We start from the raw sequence: 22,680 nt of genomic DNA, 5'->3' as shown, positions 1-22,680 counted from the left end.
TATGAAGATATTTACAGGTGGTTGTGCATTGGCGCTGGCGCTGAGTATGTCCACGGCACAAGCGATCAATCAGGAAATCCGCGCGTTGTTTCAGCCTGACCCCTCGCAGCCGGGCAAGAATCTGTTCATCAATCAGACACCCAATAGTGGTTATTGCGTGAACTTCCCCGCGCAATGCGCCAGCAACAACATGTTCAGCATTGAGTTGCCCGTCCGCTTCAGCTCAGGCGAGCTTAGGCAGGGTGACGATGTCTCGCTGCAGGTTCCTGCTGGCTGGAAACGGTTGGCGGTGACTAATCAGGATACTCAGGAAACGGAGACCGTAGAGGTACGCATCACCGGCATTGGCTCCCGATTTGTCCTCAGCGATAGCGTGGATGACCTGACCGGAGTAGCAGCCCCCACAGGCCATGACATCCTCTGGACGTCCCTTAGCGGTTGGCTCTATGCCCCGGCGCCTTGCCAAGGCACTAGCGTTGCCGGGTACAGCGATCGCACCTATCGTTTTTTCTGGCAGACGCCTGTGCAAGCGCCCTGCACCAAGACCGCTGCTTTCCGAATCCCCTCGATGTATTTTGAGAAGATTGATTTTGCGTATGAATTGAAAACCCCTAACCCGTTGGGCATGTCGAGCGGTCTGTATACCGGATCGACCACCTACTCGATGGGACCCGGCGGCGATTTCGACATGGGTGCGACGTTTCAGCCGGACGACGGCAACCTGACCCTGGACTTCGTGCTGGACGTGCAGCACACCCTCAAAGTCGATCTGCCACCGGGTGGCAACAAAGTATCGCTGGAACCTGAAGGTGGCTGGGCGCCATGGATCGACAGCGGGCGCAAGCCGAAGCGGATCTTTCGCGATCAACCCTTCTACATTTCTGCGTCATCGCGCTTCAAAGTCATGATGCTGTGCGATTCCCAGGGCGGGCCGTACTGCAACCTCGGCAGCCCTTTGGGCAACTCCGTTCGGGTCAGGGTCTCGATGAGTTTACCGGCGGGAATCGACGGCCCCGGTGGTCCCGGTGTTCCCGTCAACAGGATTCCATTGAACGTCAATGATTGGTCCAGCTCGTTCCAGCCCAGTCTCTATGTGGATCGCAAACCCGGCGCGATGCATTTCGAGCTGGAACCCTCAGCGATCGATTTCCTCCTGCGCCCCGGTCTGAACGACCGGCTGCGCGGCAACATCACCATTATCTGGGACTCGGATGTGTGAGTGCCCCAGTCCGGCCCTTTTCGAATTTCATGGAGTTGAACGCGATGAAACGTGGTTTTCTGCTGGGCGTGCTCAGTGTGTTTTGCCTGACGGCGCAGGCCGGTCCGCAGATCAATGTCGGCACTGTCTACGACTATCTCGATGCCGATAAAAGTACCTACCTGAAACGGGTGTTCAACAGCGGCGATGCCACGGCGTTCGTCAAGATCAACGTGCTGGAAATCATCTATGGCGCTGATGGACTGCCCAAGGAAGTGCCCGTGGCAAATGCCGCCGATGGCGCTTCGCGCAATGGTGTGATGGCCAGCCCGGCGCGGCTGATCGTGCCGGCTCAGGGTATGCAAGGGACGCGTTTGCTGTACATGGGCGAGCGTGATCGCGAGCGATACTTTCGCGTGCGCTTTGTCCCGGTGGTGCCGGAAAAGGAAGACGAATTTGTGGTCGGCAACGAGGAGCGCGAAGACTATAAAAACTCGCTCTCGGCCGGGGTCAACGTGATGACCGGCTTCGGCACGATCTTCTTTGTGCGGCCCAGGAATGCGCGCTTCGCCACCGTCATCAATGACACCGACAGCCGCTATGAACTGCGCAACGACGGTAACACCGTGCTGATTGTCGATGAGTTCAAGAGCTGTTCACTGAGCAAGGAAAGCGACTGCGGCGCGACCACCAAACACCATGTGCTGGCGGGCAAGACCTTCGCCTTCGACAAGGAAAAGGGCCGCCAGTACAGCTTCTTCCTGGTCGAGGGCAGCGAGAAGAAAACCATGAAGACCGCCAGTCGCTAGGTTTGTTTTCCATTGACGCATCGGGTACCCAACATGATCAAGCAATGCACTGCCGCCGCGCTGCTGGCCGCCACGGCGCTGGCCGGCACCGGGGCGTGGGCCGCGCGCGAAGAGCACACCTTCGAAGTGTCCCTGACCATTCCCAGCCGGCCGTTCTACATCATCCCGGCGGAGCCTGGCTGGATTCACCGGCCGCAGCGGCTTGAGTGGGATTACCCGCGCTCGACCCTGAACGGGCTGATGCGCAATTTCGATGTGCGCCATGACAGCAGCGCGATTGAAGCGCGCCTGGCCTTCGACCCATACCTGGCGAACGGCCGGCCCGGTGAAGTGATCGATTTGCGTGTGTCATTCAATGATGTCGAGCTGAGTTCGCACATCATCCCGCGTCAGGTGTTGTCCGAGGAAGAAGCTTCCGGGGGCAAGCGTGTGGCGTTGAAGATCGACCCGATCGAGCCTGCTGGGGGTTATCGCTCAGGCGATTACTACGGCAATGTGGTGCTGATGTTCAACGCCAAGGCGCCGGGTGCGGAGTGAAGAACACTGAAAATGCCCGACAGAGGCAGAGGTGTAGATGAAAAGGTTTGATTGGCTGGTGTTGCTGGCAACGTTAGTCGGCGTGCATTCCGGCCAGTCCTTGTCTGGGCTGGCCGGGTGTTAACGTTCGTCGTCAGAGACCGGCCGTGGTCATGGCTTTACGAGTCAATTTTCTGGAAAGCTCTTTGCGAGCGTAAGCGATTTTGTCGAACAGTCGTGTGTAGGTCTTATCGCTCATGGCGTCGCCGCTGAACACCTCAGCCTGGGAAACACCCAAGAGATCGGCGAGTCTTTCCAGTTTTCGCGCCAGCTCATTCAGAGGTGTCTGGGGGGTGGCGTTGGCCCATTCAGCCTGCGCGCTGCGCAGCTCTTCGAGCTGCCCTGATTTGTCGTCGAACAAACGGTCATTGGCTTCGTAGTCTTTCGGGTGGGTACGGCGTAAATGTTCTTCCCAGAAGTTTTCGGAGGTGAGATCGATCATCCCGTTGACCAGTCCGTCGCCCTGTTCGAGCTTGGTGATCATCCTGAAGGCAGTTTCGATTTGTTCTTTGAAGACACCGGAACGCAAGGGATAAAGCATGCTCTCGGACTGCCAGGGCAGTTCCAGTCTCTCGGCCAGACCTATCTCGAATGCCAGATGAATTTCCGCCTCGTCTGGCGCGGGTATACCGGGATCCATGAGGTTTTGTTCAATCTGGTTTTTGTACTCGACCCGGGCTTCATCGGCAACCCGGTCCAACCGGGCTGCACTGCGCGCCAGGCGCACCAGCCTGGCGTCCAGCTCGCTGGCTGAGGTCGACCCGGCGTATGCCTTCGATACCAGCACTTTCATTCCCAATGAGTTGAACAACTGCGCGCCGAGATCTCCGCAGTCTTTGGGTGACACAATCTGCTTGAACAGTTTTTCCCGCAGCCGGTCATCAAGCGCGGCAGCATCGACCATTTCCCAGACCCGCTGGGTCAAGCGTCTGCGGCCATGATCCGTTTGGTAGTCGGCGCTCTCTCGCTGCTTGCGAATCACGCTGAAAAAACCTTCCGAATAGGGTTCGGCCATCAGGTCATGCCAGGACTCCTTGCGATACTTGCTGAGCGATCCTGACGGACTGAAGTCAATGGAATCCTTGGGAAACAATTGCCAATAGCTGATCTCGTTTTTTGCGGCCGGAAAGTCATCCTGCACGAAAGGGAGGCCTATGGATTCACGGTATTGGCCATACCGCAGGCGATCTTCGTTGGACAATCGCTCCGTATCGAAGCGCGCCCGGTTCAGCATTTTTGCCTGAGCGGGTCCGGAAACGACCTCGGGCAAGGTGTTGATTGGCGCACCGCGCAGATCCAGAAAGAAGCTTTGTGGCCGCTGTTTGTCGACTGCGTCGACGCCAAACAAACCTTCAGGCCAGGTCTGGATTTTCGTCTTGGCCAGGCGCAGTTCAGTCAAATGATCCATCCGTCCGACATCGGGTGGCTGATGCAGGGGATTGCCATTCAGATTCAGCGTTCGGAGTTGATCCAGCCCGGCCAGTTGCTGGCTGGATTCGTTGGTCAGTGTGATGTGGTTATCGGCCAGATCCAGATCTTTGAGCTGGCGCATCAACCCGAGGATGGACGGTATTTCTTTCAACTCGCAGTGGCGGGCGCTCAATTGGCGAAGGTCAGGGAAGGTACTCAGCAGAGCGCTGGGGTCTGAAGAAAGGCGCGCCCGGTCAAGTTTCAATGCCGTGATGCGATCAAAGTATTTTTTCATCTTTGGCCGCCTGCGCAGGTCATTCCACCAGCGCTCAAGGTCGTGACCCGGAAACTCAAAAGACAAGTCCAGCGTATAGCCTTGCTCAGGATGCACGTTGCGCTCACCTGAAAATTCGCTTTGGCGATCAAAGCAATCGATCAGCCGTGTTTCGATAAATTGACCGCCTTCGTGCAAGTAGTCCCATGAAAGGGAAATGTATTCTGATTCGGGGTCCGGTTCGCGATACCTGTTAGCCCAATTCGCCAGTTCTTCGTGCAGTTCCTTGCGATCGTTTTCAAGGCGCATGATCGCGTCTGCCGGCTCGCCCTTGCGTGCCAATGCCTCAATGAACGCGCCTGCTTCCCTTTCACTCATTTTTGGATACATGTCCCTGACTTTTTCCTCCAGTGTCGATCGACGGAGGAACCGCGGTAAGCCGCGTACCAGGGCCTCTGTTTCCATGCTCACCACCGGGCGAATGGGCGGTTCGGCCAGCACGGTCCGGCGCTCGGCAGGCGGCTCGGCTTTTGCCATGATCCAGCGTTTCAGTGCATGACTGCGGCCGTGTTGATGCCCGAATACCGACTGGGTCTGTTCGGGTACCACGCGCAGCAGCGATGCATAGAAATCGTCGGCGTCATGCAGCGTGCGGTTGCTGCCGTCGAGCACCGCATAGCGGCCCTGTTCATCGCGGATCAGGCGCCGCACGCTGGTCGCATCCTGTGGTCCGGCGCTGCAGCGCAACGGGCCGTCCCAGGTTCCGTCGCGGACCTCGATGCGCTGGTCGCTGAAGCTGTCGATGTAAAATTTCAAGGTGTTGAGGGCCAGTCTTTCGGTGTCGGCGGTGATCAGCTCATCGCGAAAAAAACCGTCGTAGGCGCGGGCGGCGCAGGCTTCGAAATTCAGCTCTCGGGCCTGGTTCTTCAGGCGCAGAGACAGGCGTTGTTCGTCGACGACTCTTTGCAATTCGGCCGGGCTGGCCTGGGCCACGACTTTCTCCGCCAGCACTAGTGGAAGCTCGGGAAAGGTCTGTTTGACCACGCGGATGTCGGCGTTGCCGGAGCGTTCACCGGCCTGATAAACGTGACGCGCGACGGCGCTGCGACGCTCATCGACCGCGTCCGCGAGCCGATTGCGCAAGAAGGCGATACGGTCGTCGCGGGTGGCAGCGTGGCCGGTCAGATGATTCAAGTCCTCGTCACCGAGAAAGTCCACCACCCGATCCACTAACCGGCCCGCGTTGAGATCGCCCTGACTGATGCTCAACGTATCGGTCGGCGCCGCCTGCGGGTTGCCGTATTTGCGCGAATAGCCGCTCAGGCTGGCATCGGCAAACACCTCCATTGCTTTGCTGTCCGGCCAGCCCGGCAACGCGGTCAACATCGGTTCCAGCCAGACCGCCTGCGCATCGATCGGGCGACCGCTACGTATGTCGGCACTGGCCGTCAGCACCTCGTCGTAAGCGCTGAAACGTTTGACCGTATCGGCCAGTAGCGGCGGGGGCGGGCTGTTGTCGATATGCATTTGGCGCAGCGTGTTGTGATCGGTGCCGCTGCCAACGCGGATCTGTTCCAGCTCGGTAGGGGAGAAGCGTTCGACGCTGTGGCCCAGTCGCCGCATCAGCGCTTGATCCGGCCAGTCTTGCGGTGTTTCCACTTCATGCACCCAGGCGCCGTGGCCGTTGTGTTCGATCTTGGGTTTGTAGGCGTTGGCGCGGGTCGGGTGTTTGATGCGGTGGGTGTTGGACGTCGCGTCAGTCGAGGCTTTTTCGACGAAGTACAGCTTGCCCTCCAGCGGCAGGATGTTTTCGTTGCCGTGCTGATGCAGGCCATGGCGGTCGGGTTTGGCGTCTGGCGAGAGCATCAGGTCGTTGCGTTCGTAAGGACTCAGGTCCGGGTGCCATAAGCTGTTTTTGCCATTGGGCAGTTTCACCGGTTTCATGCCGTCAACCAGCGGTGACAGCTTGACGCGAAAGGCTTCGCCGATCTGCGCGCCGGCGGTGAAGGCGGCCAGCTGAATGATGTCGGTCACCACGCTGATGACATGCCCGGCGGCTTCCTGCCACAGGCCTTCGGCCAGATCGACGATGCCTTCGATGACGTCGCTGGTCAGTTGGTAAGCGGTGTAGGCCATCATCAATTCGCCCAGCCCGGGCACGAACGGTGTGGCGATCAACAGTGCGACATTGAAAATGTCCGAGAGGATTTTCTTGAAGTTGTCCCACCAGGCCCAGCGTGCCTTGCTGTCGGTATCGGCAGTGGAGACGGCGATTTCCCGCGCGTCGTTGAGGATCTTGTTGAGCTTTTGCTGGTAGGCGTGGCGCCAGTAATCGCCCGATAATTGCACCCGGCTGAATTGCAGGTTCGGGTTGTCCAGCGGATCCTTGCGCCACGCCGGTCGCTGATCGATCGGATCCTGCCGCGGGTGATACCTGACGATAAACAGCCGTTGTTCCAGCTCGGCAAAGAAGTGCCCGCGCTGCTGCTGATCAACGAACTGGCTGAAGAACTGACGGTAGGTCTGTCCGGTCGATTCGCTGAGTCGGTCTTCACGAAACTGGCGCACCAATTCATCGCGGAACGCCTTCAGAGAGTCGTACTCCTTGAGCGGATGATCCGGGTCGTGGGGGATGTAGACGATCAGGCGTCGAACGCCGCGACTGTCTGAAACCGTATGCGTCAACAGCAGGATGCCGGTCAGTCGGGTGCCGAGCAACGACAGGTCAGAGCACTGCATTGAGCGACCGTTGAGCAGCAACTGCGGTTTGTCTTCGGCCAAGGTCAGCAGCATCTTGTAGGCGTCGTACTGGATATCTTCCTTGATCAAGGCCAGATGCGCAGCGACGGCGAGGGCGTCTTTCTGACTCTCGTTCACCTTGTATTGCAGTACGCCTGCGGCCAGCGGTTCGCCGGGCAACAGGTAGCTTTCCAGATGCTTTTTATACTGCGCACCGATGTCCAGATCGCGGCACAGCGTCTGGAACTGGCTGATGGGCATTGCACCTTTGATCGGCACGACATCGAACAAGCCTCGCGCATCGGGTTGGCTGATGTAGTCCGAGCCATGCCCGATGGTTTCACTGCTGGCGAAGTTGTGCAGGGCGGCATCCAGTAGCGAGACCGTGCGGGTAACGACGCCCCTGGAAACCTCAATGGCGTACCACGGTTTGTCTTTCGGCAGGTACAGGCGCAGAAAGGTACTTTTGACGTCCGGCTCGATGCCGTGACGTTCCTTGATTTTCGCCTTGAGCAGCGGCTCGGCGAAGGCATACAGATCGGTTTTGGCCAACAGCTGATCAACGCGGTTCTGCGAACTCCAGGCCTTGAGATTGGCGGCGGCGAGTTTGTTCAGGTATGCGGCGGGCGCGCTGGTGTACCAGGATTGAATCTTCAGTGGCGAAGCTGCCAAGGCGACGCCCCGGCTGACGGTGGCGGTTTTGAAATTGTCGTTGACGGCGGACTTGATGAAATCGTAGTGCCGTCCTTTGTCCGCGTTGTCCGCAGGCAGGGGAGAGAGAGACATGGCCAATCATCCTTGATTGTTGAGGAGTGATCAGCCTACCCACGGCAGGGCAAAACAAAAGTTCAAAGATCGGGAGGCAAACAGCGCTGCGACTGGCGAACCCGACGAAAATTCGAATCTGAAAAATACATAAGTACCACCCGCGACAGCGAAAAAACGTCACCCTGATGCAGAAATACCTGACACGAATTGTTACCTCGCTGTAGGGCGTGGCGCCTCGACCATTGCGATGCTCGCCGTCTGCGTTGGCTTGCATTGCGAGTCGCTGCCCGGTTGCAGATACGGCGTCAGAATCGGTGCCATGCCTTTGAGCACCTGCACGGGCAGGGCCGAGGTGAATTTGAAGTTCTCCGCCGAGCGCCCCGGCACGAACGCAGTGAGGGTGCCGAAATGGTGATCGCCGATGTAGAACACGAAGGTTGCGGTACGGTTGATCGACTTCGAACTGAGGATGCGTCCACCCGAACCGATGGCCTCGATGCGGTTGTCGCCAGTACCGGTTTTGCCACCCATGGCCAGTGGGCTGCCATCAGCCAGTTTGAAACTGCCGGAAACACGTTTTGCCGTACCGGCATCGACCACTTGCGACAACGCCTCGCGCATGGCCGTGGCGACCTCGGATGGCATCACCCGTTTGCCGACATGCGGGTCGTTGACCAGTTGCGTTTCGTACGGCGTGTCGGCGGCGAAATGCAGACTGTCGATGCGCAGCGTCGGCATGCGCACGCCGTCATTGAGGATGGTGCCGATCAGTTCGGCCAGTGCAGCAGGACGGTCACCGGAGCTGCCAATCGCGGTGGCCAGTGACGGCACCAGGTGATCGAACGGATAACCGACTTTCTGCCAGCGCTGGTGAATATCGAGGAACGCCTCGATCTCGAGCATGGTGCGAATACGGCTGTCGCGGGCGCCCTTGTGTTTGCTTTTGAACAGCCAGCTATAGACTTCCTGACGTTCGAAATGGCTGGCCTTGACGATCTCGCTGAAGGTCGCGTCAGGGTGGTGGAGCAGGTAGCCGATCATCCACAGGTCCAGCGGGTGCACCTTGGCGATAAAGCCCTGATCGGGCAAATCGTAACTGCCGGGACCGTAGGAATCGTAGAGGCGGATCAGGCGATCATCGGTGAGTTTTTCGTTGAGCTTGGCGCCTTTCAGGTGGGAACGGACGAACGTGTTGAAGTCTGCCTGACTGGCATCCGGCAGCAGGTAGCGATGCACGGCAGCCATGCGGATCGGCGTCGGACGCATGCTGTCGAGGAACGTGTCGAGACGCGCTTGGGTGTCCTTGTTTTTGTACTTTTTCCAGAACTTGAGCTGGAACGAGGTGCCTTCGCGGTCGGCGAAACTGGCCAGGTATTCCTGGCGACGGGGGTCGCGATCATCCTTGAGCAATTCGGCACTGTTGTTGGGGCCGGAATAGGTGGTGTAACGCACCAGATCGCGCATCAGGCGAATGAACGGCAGGTTGATCGACTCGCGCAGGGCATCGCGCAGGGTCGGTAGGCGGCCGTTGTCTTCCTTGCGAAAGTTGTGGAACGTGTGCAAGCCGCCGCCGGTGAAAAATGCCTCGCCGGGGCTGGCCGAATATTTGCGGTCGAGGGCTGCGCCGAGCAGCTTCGACAGGTCGTGATCCTTGTTCTGCATCAGGTAATCGATGACCCACTGACTCAGGCGATCCTGATCGGGGACTTCGACCTTTTTCAGTTCCGGCACGCTCATGGCGCCGTACTTGTCGTGCAGTTCGGCGATGATTTGCAGGTACGTGGTCAGCACACGCATTTTCGCCGTTGAGCCGAGTTCGAGCTTGCTGCCTTCGTTGATGTCGAACGGCTGGTCGGTGCTGTCGGTCTGCACCCGCACGCGGGAACCGTCCGGGGTCAGTTCAAAGAGGGTGAAGCTGTAGCGCACTTGCGTGGTGCTGGTCGGCGTCAGCAAGCGTTCGCCGAGCAGGCCGATTTCGGCGGCATAGGCCGGGTCGGCGAGTTTCTTCAGGTACGCGGTGGCTTGGGTTTGCAGCTCGCCCTGCAGGGTGCTGGTGGCCGAGAGGTCGAGACGATCGAGGTCGTACAGCGGCCGGTTGAGCATGCTCGCCAGACGACTGCGGGCGGCGCTGATGCCTTTGTTGGTTTCGATGGGCTGCATGGTCGGCTGGGTCTGCCAGTCGCGGTAGCTGACCTTGCTCGCGAGAGCGGCATCGGCCAATGCGCCATCGATCACCGCGTTCTGTTTGAGCAGACGCAAATGGCTGTCGGTGAGATCAGCGAGTTCCTCGCGGCCCTTGGTCAGATAATACGAAGGGCGACGCTGGGCGATCATCAGCGAGAGCATCTCGCGCAGGGCCAGGCCTTTGGCAGCCATGGTTTTCGGATCGGTGGCCGGGCTGTTCAACTGTGCGTTGGCCTGGTTGAAGTCACTGCCGTACCAGACGCGCAGACCTTCCGCCATGCCATGCACTTCACCATGCCCCGGCACCGCCGACAGCGGCACGCTGTTGAGATAATCGCGCACGATGTTCTGCCGTGCCCCCAGGGTTTGCGGCCCGGGCTGATAGGCGCGCACGCTGGCGGACATCATCTGCCGCAGCTTCTCGGCACCGGACACCGTCAGGCCTTCCGGTGAATGCCGGTACTTTTCCAATTGCGTCGCCAACGTACTGCCGCCCGCCGATTGTCCCGGCAGACGCAGCAATTTGGCGACTTGCGACCACGCCGCCATGCCGAAGCGCGGCCAATCCACTGCCGGATTGGCCAGCGGTTGTTTCGGGTCGAGCAGAAAACGGTTCTCGATGAACAACAGGCTGCTGACTACCACGGGCGGGATCGCCGCGAAGCTTGCGTACAGCTGTTGCGGATAGTTGTACTTGTACAGCGGCGCAGCCCGGCAATCGGTGATCGACAGCCCGGCCTGGATCTTTTCCGAATACGGCACGAACAGGCCTTTGTCGGTGTAGCTGAGCAGCGCCGGGGAAAACCGCGTCTGCTCGGTGATGACATAGTTGCGTTTGAGCAGGCGCGGCAGGAACTCATCGAGGGAGCTGTAACCCAGGCGCAGATCGAACGGCCCGTTGCCCGGATAGCGAATCGCTTCGCTGGGGCCGGGTTCGAGATGGTAAGTCAGCGAAGCGGCGTATTGGCTGAGCTCGCGCGACTGAAAGCGCGAAGTGCGCATTTCCTTGGATGCGGCCAGCCCTACCACGATCGCGATAATCACCAGCAACAACCAGAAAGCCTTCCACCCGTGCCGATTACGGCGGGTTTTTTCAGGGACAGGCGCTTCATCCACTCGTTCAGTCGGAACCACGGCTTTACTCGAATCGGTTTGCCACAAAGCGCCCATAGTCGATTGATCCATTCACGCAGATTGATCGGACTTGTCTGAAGCTTAGACGGTGGTTGGCGGCGGGGAAGAAAATGTGCGGGATGGGCGAGGGGTAGTTGCTGAATAAATCTGAACGGCTGGTGCCGAGGCGAAGACCTGCAAGTCAGAGCGCTCTATAGGGCAATGCTGGCCGAGCGGACACATGACGATGCACCAATGCTGTGCAATACTCGGCGACTTTTTCAGTGGCGAATATTCCTACGTAAAGCAGGTAATGCCTCTCCGCAAACCGGGCTATTGCCGAGAGTTGTCGCTGAATGTTGTGGTTTATAGAGTGAAAAGTCCTGCCCAAGGCTTTTTATACTGCACGCCCCGCTGATCTTGCAGGTTGACCTGCAGGACGCGTTTGCCCACGAGGTACACGCGGTTTCACAGCAGCCAAGGCTTATCGGCCGACGCTTCGATACTCGGTGGTCATATCCAATAACAAGACGAGGTTGCACCCCTATGCCAGTCGGCAATCAACTGCCTCACGGCGACACCGCTCAGGGCGGTCCGCTCAAACGCGAACTCGGCGAACGGCATATTCGCCTGATGGCGCTCGGCGCCTGTATCGGCGTTGGTCTGTTTCTAGGTTCGGCCAAGGCCATCGAAATGGCCGGCCCGGCGATCATGCTTTCGTACATTCTGGGTGGTCTGGCGATTCTGGTGATCATGCGCGCCCTCGGCGAGATGGCCGTGCACAATCCGGTCGCTGGCTCGTTCAGCCGCTACGCGCAAGACTATCTCGGTCCATTGGCAGGCTTCCTCACTGGCTGGAATTACTGGTTTCTGTGGCTGGTGACCTGCGTCGCGGAAATCACCGCGGTGGCGGTGTACATGGGCATCTGGTTTCCCGATGTGCCGCGCTGGATCTGGGCCCTCGCGGCGCTGATCAGCATGGGCTCGATCAACCTGATCGCGGTGAAGGCCTTCGGCGAATTCGAGTTCTGGTTCGCGCTGATCAAGATCGTCACCATCATCGCCATGGTCATCGGTGGCGTCGGCATCATCGCCTTCGGCTTCGGTAATGACGGTGTGGCACTGGGGATTTCCAACCTGTGGGCCCACGGCGGCTTCATGCCCAATGGCGTGACCGGCGTGCTGATGTCGCTGCAAATGGTCATGTTCGCCTACCTCGGCGTCGAGATGATCGGCCTGACCGCCGGTGAGGCGAAGAACCCGCAGAAGACCATTCCCGATGCGATCGGCTCGGTGTTCTGGCGGATTCTGCTGTTCTACGTCGGCGCACTGTTCGTGATTCTGTCGATCTACCCTTGGAATGAAATCGGCACTCAGGGCAGCCCGTTCGTGATGACCTTCGAGCGTCTGGGCATCAAGACCGCCGCCGGCATCATCAACTTCGTGGTAATTACCGCAGCCTTGTCGTCGTGCAACGGCGGCATCTTCAGCACCGGGCGCATGCTCTACAGCCTGGCGCAGAATGGCCAGGCGCCGGCCGGTTTCGCCAAGACGTCGAATAACGGTGTACCGCGTCGTGCGCTGTTGCTGTCGATCGGGGTGTTGCTGTTGGGCGTAATGCTCAACTATCTGGTGCCGGAGAAAGTCTTCGTCTGGGTGACCTCGATTGCCACCTTCGGCGCGATCTGGACCTGGGTGATGATCCTGCTGGCCCAGCTGAAATTCCGCAAAGGCCTGAGCGCCAGCGAACGTGCCGGCCTCAAGTACAAGATGTGGCTGTACCCGGTCAGTTCGTACTTTGCCTTGGCGTTTCTGGTGCTGGTGGTCGGCCTGATGGCGTACTTCCCGGACACGCGCGTGGCGCTGTATGTGGGCCCGGCGTTCCTGGTGCTGCTGACCGTGTTGTTCTATGTGTTCAAGTTGCAACCGACCAACGTAGCGCAAGGCGCGGTGCGTTCGGCGTCGTAAGTTGTAGCTGCGTAAACAACGAAGCCCCGGTCGAGAGATCGGGGCTTTTTTGTTACCCGTGCCACTGATCGCCTGGCAAGGCTGAACGGGACATCACCGCCGATCTGAAAGAGCGATACAACGCCTGCGAGAAGGCTCAAAGCTTTAGTGCTTTCCAATCCCGCGCGGCAGTCAACAGAGGTGCAGCAATGAGGACGGGCGAATGTCTCGAACGAGAACTCAGTCGACGTCAAATTGTGCTGTTTTTTCTGCTGCCTGAACGCAAAAGCTGAAGCGTCAATCGGTTGTACAGACTGACGCTTCATTCAGGCTCAGGCCGCGGCCACTTCCAGCGGCTCGAAACTGTCCGCCCGCGCCATCTGCCACATCCGCGAATAGAACTCGCCATTCACTTCGCCGGTGAGCAATTCCCCCGGTTTCAGGAACACGTGCAACTGCGAGAACAGTTTGATCTCGGTCGCCGACATGCGCCGCACCAGATGCTTGGCCGACAGTTGTGATGGCTGTTCCAGCCCGGCTGCGGCGAGCATTTCCGCCAGCGCCTTCAACGTATTGCGATGAAAGTTGAACACGCGCTGCGCCTTGTCCGGCACCACCAGCGCACGTTGGCGCAAGGCATCCTGAGTGGCCACACCGGTCGGGCATTTGTTGGTGTGGCAGCTTTGCGACTGGATGCAGCCGATGGCGAACATGAAGCCGCGTGCGGAGTTGGCCCAGTCGGCGCCGATGGCCAGCACGCTGGCGATGTCGAAGGCGCTGACGATCTTGCCGCTGGCGCCGAGTTTGATCTTGTCACGCAGGTTCAGGCCGACCAGCGTGTTGTGGACAAACAGCAGGCCTTCGCGCATCGGTACGCCGATGTGGTCGGTGAACTCGACCGGTGCGGCGCCGGTGCCACCTTCCTTGCCATCGACGACGATGAAGTCGGGAAGGATGCCGGTTTCCAGCATGGCTTTGGCGATGCCCATGAACTCCCACGGATGGCCGAGGCAGAACTTGAAACCCACCGGTTTGCCGCCGGACAGTTCACGCAGTTGCTGGATGAACTGCATCATTTCGATCGGCGTGGAAAACGCGCTGTGGCGTGACGGCGACACGCAGTCTTCGCCCATCAGGATCCCACGGGTTTCGGCGATTTCCTGGGTGACTTTGTGCTTGGGCAGGATGCCGCCGTGGCCGGGTTTGGCGCCCTGGCTCATCTTGATTTCGATCATCCGCACTTGCGGATTCTGCGCTTGGGTGGCGAAGCGTTCCGGGTCGAAACGGCCGTCGCTGGTGCGGCAACCGAAGTAGCCGCTGCCCAGTTCCCAGGTCAGGTCGCCGCCGTGTTCGCGGTGATACGGACTGATACTGCCTTCACCGGTGTCGTGGGCGAAGTTGCCGAGTTTCGCGCCTTGGTTGAGTGCGCGAATGGCGTTGGCACTGAGCGAGCCGAAGCTCATCGCCGAAATGTTGAACACCGAAGCCGAGTACGGCTGGCTGCACTGCGGGCCGCCGACGGTGACGCGGAAACTGCTCGGGTCGCTCAGTGGCGCCGGGCGCATCGAGTGGCCGATGAATTCGAATCCGGATTGATAGACATCGATCAGCGTGCCGAACGGCTTGTCAGCGGTTTCGTTTTTCGCTCGCGAATAGACCAGCGAACGCTGCGCACGGGAGAAGGGCAGGGCGTCGCTGTCGGACTCCAGCAGGTACTGACGGATCTCCGGGCGGATGCCTTCGACCAGATAGCGGATGTTGCCGAGGATCGGGTAATTACGGCGTACGGCGTGCGGGCTTTGCAGCAGGTCGAACAGACCGATCAGGCTCAGTACGCCGGTGACCGCAGTGATCGGCCACAGCCAGTCATGTTCGAGGAAAGGCAGGCTGGCGAGGGTAAATATCACGCAGACGGCAAAGAAGGCGTAGCGGCTCAGGAGTGACAGGCTCATACGGTTTCCTTGGTTCGGACTCAGAGATTTCGGCGAAGGCTCAGGGATGTACAAAATCCCTGTGGGAGCGAGCCTGCTCGCGATAACGGTATATCAGCTACAAATGATTTGACTGACCCGACGCCATCGCGAGCAGGCTCACTCCTACATGAGGCAACTTCACCAAACGATCAGGCGTTTTGCGCCTGAAGAAATATCGAAAACAGCTCGGACTGGGATTTGATTCCCAGCTTGCTGTACATGTGTTTCTTATGGACTTTCACGGTTTCTACGGAGATTTCCAGCTTACGGGCGATCTCTTTACTGGAGCAACCGCTGAGCATCAAGCGCCCTACATCCAGCTCGCGGGCGGTCAGTTGCGCACCTTTGAGTTGTTGCACCGACGCTTCCAGTTGCACCCGCCAGTCTGCCCGGACAGGGGCGGCGGCGAGGGCCACGGTTTCGTTGATCTCATAGGGTAGTCGTTGGCGCAGCAGGCCCAGCACCCAAGGCTGGATCAATGACAGCAAGGCGATATGTTCGCCAGTGAAACGTTTTTCACTGCCCAGCGACAGACACAGCGTGCGATCGCCTTCGAGCTGACAATTGAACTGGATTTCGTCGGCCACGACATTCAGACGAAAGTATCGCTGGTAATACTCGGTCAGTTCGAAATGTTCCGGCGCCACCTCGGACAAGCGATACAGACCGGTGCGCGTTTGCTCGCGACAGGCGATGTAGAACGGGTCGAGCAGGTACAGGCCGCGCAGATAATCCTGAAACAACGGGTCAGGGTTGCCGTCTGCGCCCGGGCATTCGGCGAAGACTTGCGGGTGTTGATCGGCGCTGAACAGCAGCACCACCCAGCTATCGAACGGCACGTATTGGTCGAGCAAACGCACCATTTGCGCCCAAAAATTCGGCTTGTCGAGCGCGTCGATCAGTTGCCCGACGGCGCGGTGCCAGGTGATGTCGTCAAACGAAAGTGTCATCGATCTACCCCTATCGGGTTACCCCGGCCGCGTAATTCCCTGGCCGCTCGCTTGCTGCGCATACTGGCCCACAGACAGCCACCGGGCAATCTTTCCGCGCCCGCCGCTCATAACAAGGGAATCCCCATGAAAGTCGAACTCGCCCAACTGGCGGGCCGTGACAATGCCACGGCATATAACCTCGAACGCGCACTCGCAGCGATTGCCGCGTGCGCGGCCGACACGCAATTGATCGTGTTCCCGGAAACCCATTTGATGGGCTTCCCGACGGCCGAGACCGTCGCGCAAACCGCCGAACCCCTCGACGGCCCGACCGTCAGCGCCGTGCTGGCCGCAGCGCGCGAACGCAACATTGCGGTGGTGATCGGCATGGCCGAGAACGACCACGGGCGCTTCTACAACACCACGCTGCTGATCACCCCTGAAGGTATTGCGCTGAAATACCGCAAGACGCATTTGTGGGCGTCGGATCGTGGCGTGTTCGAGGCCGGCGACCGCTATGCCACCTGTGAGTGGAACGGTGTGCGCGTTGGCTTGCTGATTTGCTACGACATCGAGTTTCCGGAGTCGGCCCGTGCCCTCGCGCAACTGGGTGCCGAGTTGCTCATCGTGACCAACGGCAACATGGACCCGTACGCATCGACTCACCGCACCGCGATCATGGCCCGTGCTCAGGAGAATCAGGCGTTTGCGCTGATGGTCAATCGTGTGGAGGCGGGGGACGACGGTTTGGTGTTTGCCGGTGGCAGTGCGCTGGTCGATCCGCTGGGGACGTTGCTGTTCGAGGCCGGGCGGGAAGAAGGGACGTTCAGCGTTGAGCTGGATTTCGACCGGTTAGAGATTGCGCGCAGGGATTATCGCTATCTGGATGATCAGCGTTTGAAGTTGCCGGGGGAGGTGGTGGAGCGCGGCGATGGTGTTCGTGAGTTGTTGATTCCACGCCGTTGACCGCTGCCCTCACCCTAGCCCTCTCCCGGAGGGAGAGGGGACTGACCGAGCTGATTGTTCGAGATACGCCGACCTGAAATACCGAGTCGAACTCAGGTTTTACCCGATCGTTCCCTCGCTCTGCGTGGGAATGCAGCCCGGGACGCTCCGCGTCCCAAGAGCGGACGCAGAGCGTCCATTGAGGCATTCCCACGCAGAGCGTGGGAACGATCAGCCAACAAAAAGAACCGAAACATTCGCCGAACTCGGCTCTGCCATAAATCCAATAAAACTCGGAGTAAGTCGCCCATGGCTCGTTTGCAACGCACCCTTTCATTAGGGTCGGTGGTGCTGTTCGGCATCGCCTACATGACGCCGATCATTGTCCTCGGCACCTTCGGCATTCTCGCCCAGTCCACCGCCGGTATGGTCCCCGCCGCCTATCTGGCGGCACTGATCGCGATGTTCTTTACGGCGATGAGCTACGGCCGTATGGCCGCTGCTTTCCCGGTTGCAGGTTCCGCCTACAGCTACGTGCGCAAGGCGATCAGCCCCAAGCTCGGTTTCATCGCCGGTTGGGCGGTGCTGCTCGATTACCTGTTTTTGCCAATGGCGATCTGGCTGATCGGTGCGGCGTATCTGGCGTCGGCATTCCCGTCGATCCCGCAATGGATCTGGGTGCTGGCGTTTATCGGCATCACCAGCGCAATCAACATCATTGGCCTGAAACTGGCCAACGGCATCAACGCCTTGCTGATGCTGGTGCAATTCCTCGTGTTGATCGCTTTCGTTGCGCTGTGCGTGCACTACATCGGCGGCGATGCGAGCACGCCGTTGTGGTCTATCAAACCGTTCTTCAACGGCGACATGCAGATGCCGCTGATCATGAGCGGCGCGGCCATCGCCAGCTACTCGTTCCTCGGTTTCGATGCGGTCAGCACCTTGACCGAAGAAACCCGCGACCCACGCCGCACCATCCCGCGGGCGATCATGTTGATCACCTTGATCGGTGGGCTGATCTTCGTCGGCGTGTCGTACTTCGTGCAGATCGCGCACCCGTCGTTCCAGTTCGACAATGTCGATTCGGCCGCCTATGAAATCGCCCGCAACATCGGCGGTGATCTGTTTGTGTCGATCTTCCTGATCGGTCTGATTGTCGGCCAGTTCGCTTCAGGGCTGTCGGCGCAGGCCAGTGGTTCGCGCCTGTTGTTTGCCATGGGCCGTGACGGTGTGTTGCCGAAGTCGTTCTTCGGCACGCTGCATGCGCGCTTCGGCACACCGGTCAACAGCATCCTGCTCTGCGCCGTGGTGGCGTTGCTGGCGCTGAAACTCGACGTGACCACCTCGACCTCGTTCATCAACTTCGGCGCGTTCCTCGCGTTCAGCCTGGTCAACCTGTCGGTGATCTTTCATTACTGGATCGGCGGCGAGAAAAAAGGCCCGCGTGAGTTGGTGCTGTTTTTGCTCTTCCCGTTCATTGGTCTGGTCGCGGATCTGTGGCTGATGGTCAGCCTCGATCACCTGGCGGTGTATCTGGGCCTGAGCTGGCTGGCGATCGGCGTGGTGTATCTGGCGGTGCTCACCGGTGGCTTCCGTCGGCAGCCGCCGGAAATGGACTTTCAGGAAACGACCTGAGGCACCTTTACGCAGCGGGCCGGCTCTGGCGCATCGGCAACTCGACGCGAAAGGTCGTGCCCACCCCCGGTTCGCTGCGTACCGAAATATCGCCACCGTGCTTTTTCACAATGCCGTACGACAAGGACAAGCCAAGCCCGGTGCCTTGGCCGACCGGTTTGGTGGTGAAAAACGGATCGAAGATTTTCTGCAGGATGTCCGGCGCAATCCCCGCGCCGGTGTCCGCGACCTCCACCCAGGCCGTGTCTTGTTGTTGCCCGGTGCGCAAGGTGATGGTGCCGCGTTCGGGGCCCATGGCCTGTGCCGCATTGACCACCAGGTTCATGATCACCTGATTGATTTGTGATGGCAGGCACTCGATGTCCGGCAGGGGCTGGTACTCCTTGATCAAGTCGGCCTTGTACTTGAGTTCGCTGGCAACGATATTCAGGGTCGACTCGATGCCTTGTTGCAGATTGGCCCACTGCCATTGCTGATGGCTATCGACCCGCGAGAAGTCCTTGAGGTCCTTGACGATCTGCCCGACGCGGCCAATGCCTTCCTTGGATTCGCGGATCAGCACCGGGATGTCTTCGAGGAGAAAATCCAGGTCGGCGTCTTTGCGCAATTGCTCAAGCCGTGCCACGGACTCACTGTCTGGCGTGGGGCCAAGCGTCTGCCAGGTATCAAGTACGCTCAGCAATTGTTTGAAGTAGCCGTCCAGGGTGCCGAGGTTGGAGGAGATGAAGCCGATCGGGTTATTGATTTCATGGGCCACACCCGCCGCCATTTGCCCCAGTGACGCAAGTTTTTCCGACTGCACCAACTGACTTTCCAGTTGCTTGCGCTCATCGATTTCCCGCTGCAGTTCTTCGCTGGCCTGCTTGAACTGGGCTGTGCGTTGATCGACCAGATGTTCCAGGTGATGCATCTGCAATGACGCGCGTTCGGTCATCTGCCACTTGGTCAGCAGGGTGTTGGCCATCTGCTGCACTTCGATGTTGTCGAACGGCTTTTTCAGAATCAGCAACCGATCATGCGCCTGCAGGCGCTCCAGCAGTTCATCCCAGGAATAATCCGAGTAGGCGGTGCAGACCACCACTTGCAACTGCGGGTCCTGTTGCCAGAGATGTTCAATGGTTTTCGCGCCGTCCCAACCGTCGGGCATGCGCATGTCGACAAAGGCCAGCGCGTAGGGGCGTTGTTCTGTTTGGGCCTGTATCAGTTTGCCCAGACCTTCCTCGCCGCCGTAGGCCGAGTCCAGCTCGAACGGCGGACGTTCGGCGCGCACCTGAGCGCCAAACAGTGCCGCTTCCATCTCGTCCAGTTCCACCGACTGCGCCGCCGGCGGCGCGAGAATCTTGCGAAAGTCTTCATGGATCGACGGCATGTCGTCGATCAGCAGAATGCGGCGGTTCGACAGCTCGCTCATGCGTTCTCCGTGACGCTGATCAGGGGGATCTGCAAAGTGAACAACGCACCCTGGCCCGGGCCGTCACTGTGCGCAGTGAGGTGGCCGTTCATCTCGATGGCGGCCAGGGCGCAGCTGTGCAGACCGAAGCCGTGGCCTTCCTTGCGGGTGGTGAAACCGTGGGCAAAGATCCGCGTCATGTTTTCCGCAGCGATGCCTTCGCCATCGTCCTTGACGCTGATTTCGAGGAAGCTGTCATCGACAATCCTGACCGCCAGGGTCATGGTCCGGGGGCGGTTGCTGAGGTCGGACATGGCGTATTTGGCGTTGCTGATCAGGTTGATCAGGATCAGCAACAAGCGGTGTTTGTCGCCCATCACCTGCGGCACGTCGGCGTATTCCCTGACCACCGTGACGTGGTGCCGGGTCAGTGCGCCGGCGTTCATGCGCAACGCGTCTTCAAGCAGTTCGTTGATGAACAGCGGTTCGGTCATGCTGTTGGCGCCGGCATAGGATTGCTGGGTGGCGACGATGTCCTTGATGTGGTCGACGCTTTTGTTCATCTGATTCAATTCGTCGAGCATTTCCTGTTGTTCCTGGGCAATCGCGACCACCAGTTGGTTGAGGTAGCCGGGGAGCAATTTGCCTTTGGCGTCTTCGCTGAGGAACCCGCCGAGGTCATCCGGGTGTTCGTTGATCAATTGCATGGCCTTGCCCAGGCCTTGACTCTTGCTGCTGCGCAGCTTGCGCGTAATCAGGTCGCTGGAGATGTTCACGCTATTGAGCACGTTGCCGACGTTGTGCAGCACATTGGTGGCGATTTCCGCCATCCCGGCCTGACGTGCCGCGTCGAGCAGTTCGCTCTGGGCGTCCCGCAGTTCCCGGGTGCGTTCTTCGACTCGTTGTTCCAGCGCATCGTTGGCCGTTTGCAGGGCGTTATTGACCCGGTTGATCTCGGCGAAGCTGCCGATCAGGCGGATGGCCAGCCACACCAGCGACAACATCAACAGCACCGAAAACAACAGCAGGTAGAAGTGGTATTGCCGATCGACCTGATCGGCGCGCTGCTGATCGTGATCGAGCATGGTGGTGATGTTGTCGAGGCTGTCAGCCACGGGGATGTTTTCGATGTTTTCGAGCAACTGGTTGACCAGTGGCTGCTCGCGCGCAATCAGCGAGATATGGCTGCTCATGATTTTGATCGGGGTCTGAAACGCCGGCGGCAGGCGTTGCGCGTTGACCTTCAGCTTGTTCAGGCCGACCTCGATGTCGGCGGCCCGATCGTCGGAGGTGACCTGGGCGAATTCGAGGGCACTGAGCAGCAGGTCGTAGGTGTCGGTAGTGATGTTCTGCAGCTGCAATTTATCGAAGTCCGACAGGCTGGCCAGTTGCTGTTGGATGTCGTCTTCAGCGGTGGGCAAAAAGGCCAGGGAATTACGCAACAGCGCGTTGTGCGATTTGAACTGTTCGACCAGACGGGTCTTCTCCTGCATCGCCTGCAGGAAACTCTCGTGAGCCTCGTTCCATTGCGCCGAGTCGTTGCGCCCATGTCCGGACTCGATCGCGTCGAAGCGCGCCCAGAGCCGGTTCATCTCGTTCATCGGCGACACCAACGGATCGTAGTTGTGGGTGAGCGCCACCCGCGCCTTGAGGAGCTCGTTTTCCCACAGTGAGTTCTGCTGTTTGATCTGCCGGATCAGATCCCTCGATTCGGTGTACGTCATGGTCTGGTCAGAGCTGGACTTGATGTACAGGAACAGCAGGATCGAGGCCAGCGCCAAAGCGACCAGGGTCAGCAACAGCAGGCTGCGTCGCCGCGAGATGTTGATCATGGCTTGTCTTCCCGTTGGCCGGTCAGGGTTGTAAGAAACAGCATGATCAGCCGTTTGTCCTCAGCGCTTGGCATGCGCCCCAACTGGTACTGGAACATCACATCCACGGCGCGTTCGAGGGTGGGTGCCGAACCGTCGTGAAAGTACGGCGCGGTGATCGCGACGTTGCGCAGGCTCGGCACCTTGAACACGGCCCGGTCTGCTTCGTCGCCGGTCACGTTGAAGCGGCCCTGGTCGGCCACGGTCGGGTTGCCGCGATCGGCAATGTAATCGCCGAACACACCGAACTTCTGGAACATGTTGCCGCCGATGTTCACCCCTTGATGGCAGGCAATGCAGCCGTACTCCTTGAAGCGCTGGTAACCGTACTTTTCTTCCAGGGTGAGGATGTCGGTATTGCCTTGCAGGTATTGATCGAAGCGCGAATCGGGCGTCAACAGGGTACGCTCAAAACTGGCCAGCGCCTGCTGGACATTGGCCCTTGTTACACCGTCCGGGAAGATGGCGGCGAAGTCGCGGCGATAGTCGGGGTTTTGCCCGAGCCGCTCGATGACTGTGTTCCAGTCGCTGCCCATTTCATGCGGGCTGGTGATGACTACGTTGCTTTGTTCCTCCAGCGTTTCGACGCGGCCATCCCAGAACTGGCGGAAGTTGAGGGCCGCGTTGAACACGGTGGGGGTGTTGACGGCCACCGGTTTGCCGTCGAAGCCCAGTGACAAGGCGCGGCTGTCGGCACCGTTCTTGTCGAGTTGGTGGCAGCTGGCGCAGGACAGTGTGTTGTTGATCGACAAGCGTGGCTCGTGGAACAACCGTCGCCCGAGCTCCACGTGCCGGGCATCTTGCTGTGGTATTGCGGGCAACGGTTTGAGCGGCTCGTCCAGTGGCTCGGCACTGGCGCCGACACAGAGTCCGCACAGCAGTAACGCCATGGCGTGGTGGAAAAGCTTCATTGGCA

13 protein-coding genes are annotated in these 22,680 nt (G+C 59.4%); 6 read left to right on the top strand and 7 right to left on the bottom strand.

Going from position 1 to position 22,680, the window contains the following annotated elements; genetic code table 11:
- Window position 1 precedes the first annotated feature (1 nt).
- The 3 genes from AC5SEM_RS19925 to AC5SEM_RS19915 are packed head-to-tail and all read left to right on the top strand — an operon-like array spanning window position 2 to window position 2,544.
- Window positions 2-1,219 (top strand): hypothetical protein, encoded by a 1,218-nt coding sequence (locus tag AC5SEM_RS19925; RefSeq protein ID WP_495471117.1) that lies wholly within the window; start codon window positions 2-4, stop codon window positions 1,217-1,219.
- Between the two features lie 44 nt (window positions 1,220-1,263).
- Window positions 1,264-2,007 (top strand): molecular chaperone, encoded by a 744-nt coding sequence (locus AC5SEM_RS19920; RefSeq protein ID WP_495471116.1) that lies wholly within the window; start codon window positions 1,264-1,266, stop codon window positions 2,005-2,007.
- 33 nt (window positions 2,008-2,040) lie between these two features.
- Complete coding sequence (locus tag AC5SEM_RS19915; RefSeq protein ID WP_495471115.1) at window positions 2,041-2,544, top strand: CS1 type fimbrial major subunit; 504 nt, start codon at window positions 2,041-2,043, stop codon at window positions 2,542-2,544.
- 133 nt (window positions 2,545-2,677) lie between these two features.
- Here AC5SEM_RS19915 and AC5SEM_RS19910 read toward each other — a convergent pair whose 3' ends face one another.
- Both AC5SEM_RS19910 and AC5SEM_RS19905 read right to left on the bottom strand, forming a co-directional pair.
- Window positions 2,678-7,792: a dermonecrotic toxin domain-containing protein gene (locus AC5SEM_RS19910; protein ID WP_495471114.1), complete on the bottom strand. Its 5,115-nt coding sequence runs from the start codon at window positions 7,790-7,792 to the stop codon at window positions 2,678-2,680.
- 192 nt (window positions 7,793-7,984) lie between these two features.
- A complete protein-coding gene (locus AC5SEM_RS19905) occupies window positions 7,985-11,128 on the bottom strand; it encodes a transglycosylase domain-containing protein (protein WP_495471113.1) in 3,144 nt (1,047 codons plus the stop codon).
- 489 nt (window positions 11,129-11,617) lie between these two features.
- On the opposite strand from AC5SEM_RS19905, the gene AC5SEM_RS19900 reads away from it, so the two are divergent.
- Window positions 11,618-13,039 carry an amino acid permease gene (locus tag AC5SEM_RS19900; protein WP_495471112.1) on the top strand — a complete coding sequence of 474 codons (1,422 nt, stop codon included), beginning with the start codon at window positions 11,618-11,620 and terminating at the stop codon, window positions 13,037-13,039.
- A 311-nt stretch (window positions 13,040-13,350) separates the two neighbouring features.
- Here the strand turns inward: AC5SEM_RS19900 and AC5SEM_RS19895 are convergent, their stop codons facing one another.
- Both AC5SEM_RS19895 and AC5SEM_RS19890 read right to left on the bottom strand, forming a co-directional pair.
- Window positions 13,351-14,970 carry an FMN-binding glutamate synthase family protein gene (locus AC5SEM_RS19895; protein ID WP_495471111.1) on the bottom strand — a complete coding sequence of 540 codons (1,620 nt, stop codon included), beginning with the start codon at window positions 14,968-14,970 and terminating at the stop codon, window positions 13,351-13,353.
- A gap of 170 nt (window positions 14,971-15,140) precedes the next feature.
- Complete coding sequence (locus AC5SEM_RS19890) at window positions 15,141-15,941, bottom strand: helix-turn-helix transcriptional regulator (protein ID WP_495471110.1); 801 nt, start codon at window positions 15,939-15,941, stop codon at window positions 15,141-15,143.
- A gap of 126 nt (window positions 15,942-16,067) precedes the next feature.
- On the opposite strand from AC5SEM_RS19890, the gene AC5SEM_RS19885 reads away from it, so the two are divergent.
- Both AC5SEM_RS19885 and AC5SEM_RS19880 read left to right on the top strand, forming a co-directional pair.
- Window positions 16,068-16,889, top strand: a complete 822-nt coding sequence (locus AC5SEM_RS19885; RefSeq protein ID WP_495471109.1) for a carbon-nitrogen hydrolase family protein — start codon at window positions 16,068-16,070, stop codon at window positions 16,887-16,889.
- 288 nt (window positions 16,890-17,177) lie between these two features.
- Entirely contained in the window at window positions 17,178-18,503 is a 1,326-nt protein-coding gene (locus AC5SEM_RS19880) for an APC family permease (protein WP_495471108.1), read from the top strand.
- A 7-nt stretch (window positions 18,504-18,510) separates the two neighbouring features.
- Here the strand turns inward: AC5SEM_RS19880 and AC5SEM_RS19875 are convergent, their stop codons facing one another.
- Genes AC5SEM_RS19875 through AC5SEM_RS19865 form a run of 3 tightly spaced genes read right to left on the bottom strand, consistent with a single transcriptional unit; the run spans window position 18,511 to window position 22,675 of the window.
- The gene (locus tag AC5SEM_RS19875) at window positions 18,511-19,914 is read right to left on the bottom strand and encodes an ATP-binding protein (RefSeq protein WP_495471107.1); all 1,404 of its coding nucleotides are present in this window, start codon (window positions 19,912-19,914) and stop codon (window positions 18,511-18,513) included.
- The gene (locus tag AC5SEM_RS19870) at window positions 19,911-21,725 is read right to left on the bottom strand and encodes a DAHL domain-containing sensor histidine kinase (RefSeq protein ID WP_495471106.1); all 1,815 of its coding nucleotides are present in this window, start codon (window positions 21,723-21,725) and stop codon (window positions 19,911-19,913) included. Before AC5SEM_RS19870 ends, AC5SEM_RS19875 begins: the two co-directional genes overlap by 4 nt.
- Window positions 21,722-22,675 (bottom strand): cytochrome-c peroxidase, encoded by a 954-nt coding sequence (locus AC5SEM_RS19865; protein ID WP_495471105.1) that lies wholly within the window; start codon window positions 22,673-22,675, stop codon window positions 21,722-21,724. Before AC5SEM_RS19865 ends, AC5SEM_RS19870 begins: the two co-directional genes overlap by 4 nt.
- Between the last annotated feature and the right edge of the window lie 5 nt (window positions 22,676-22,680).

Source organism: Pseudomonas sp. CH61, assembly GCF_059429415.1.
Note: the sequence above shows the minus strand (reverse complement) of the source record. Positions and strands in the feature narration are given on the sequence as shown.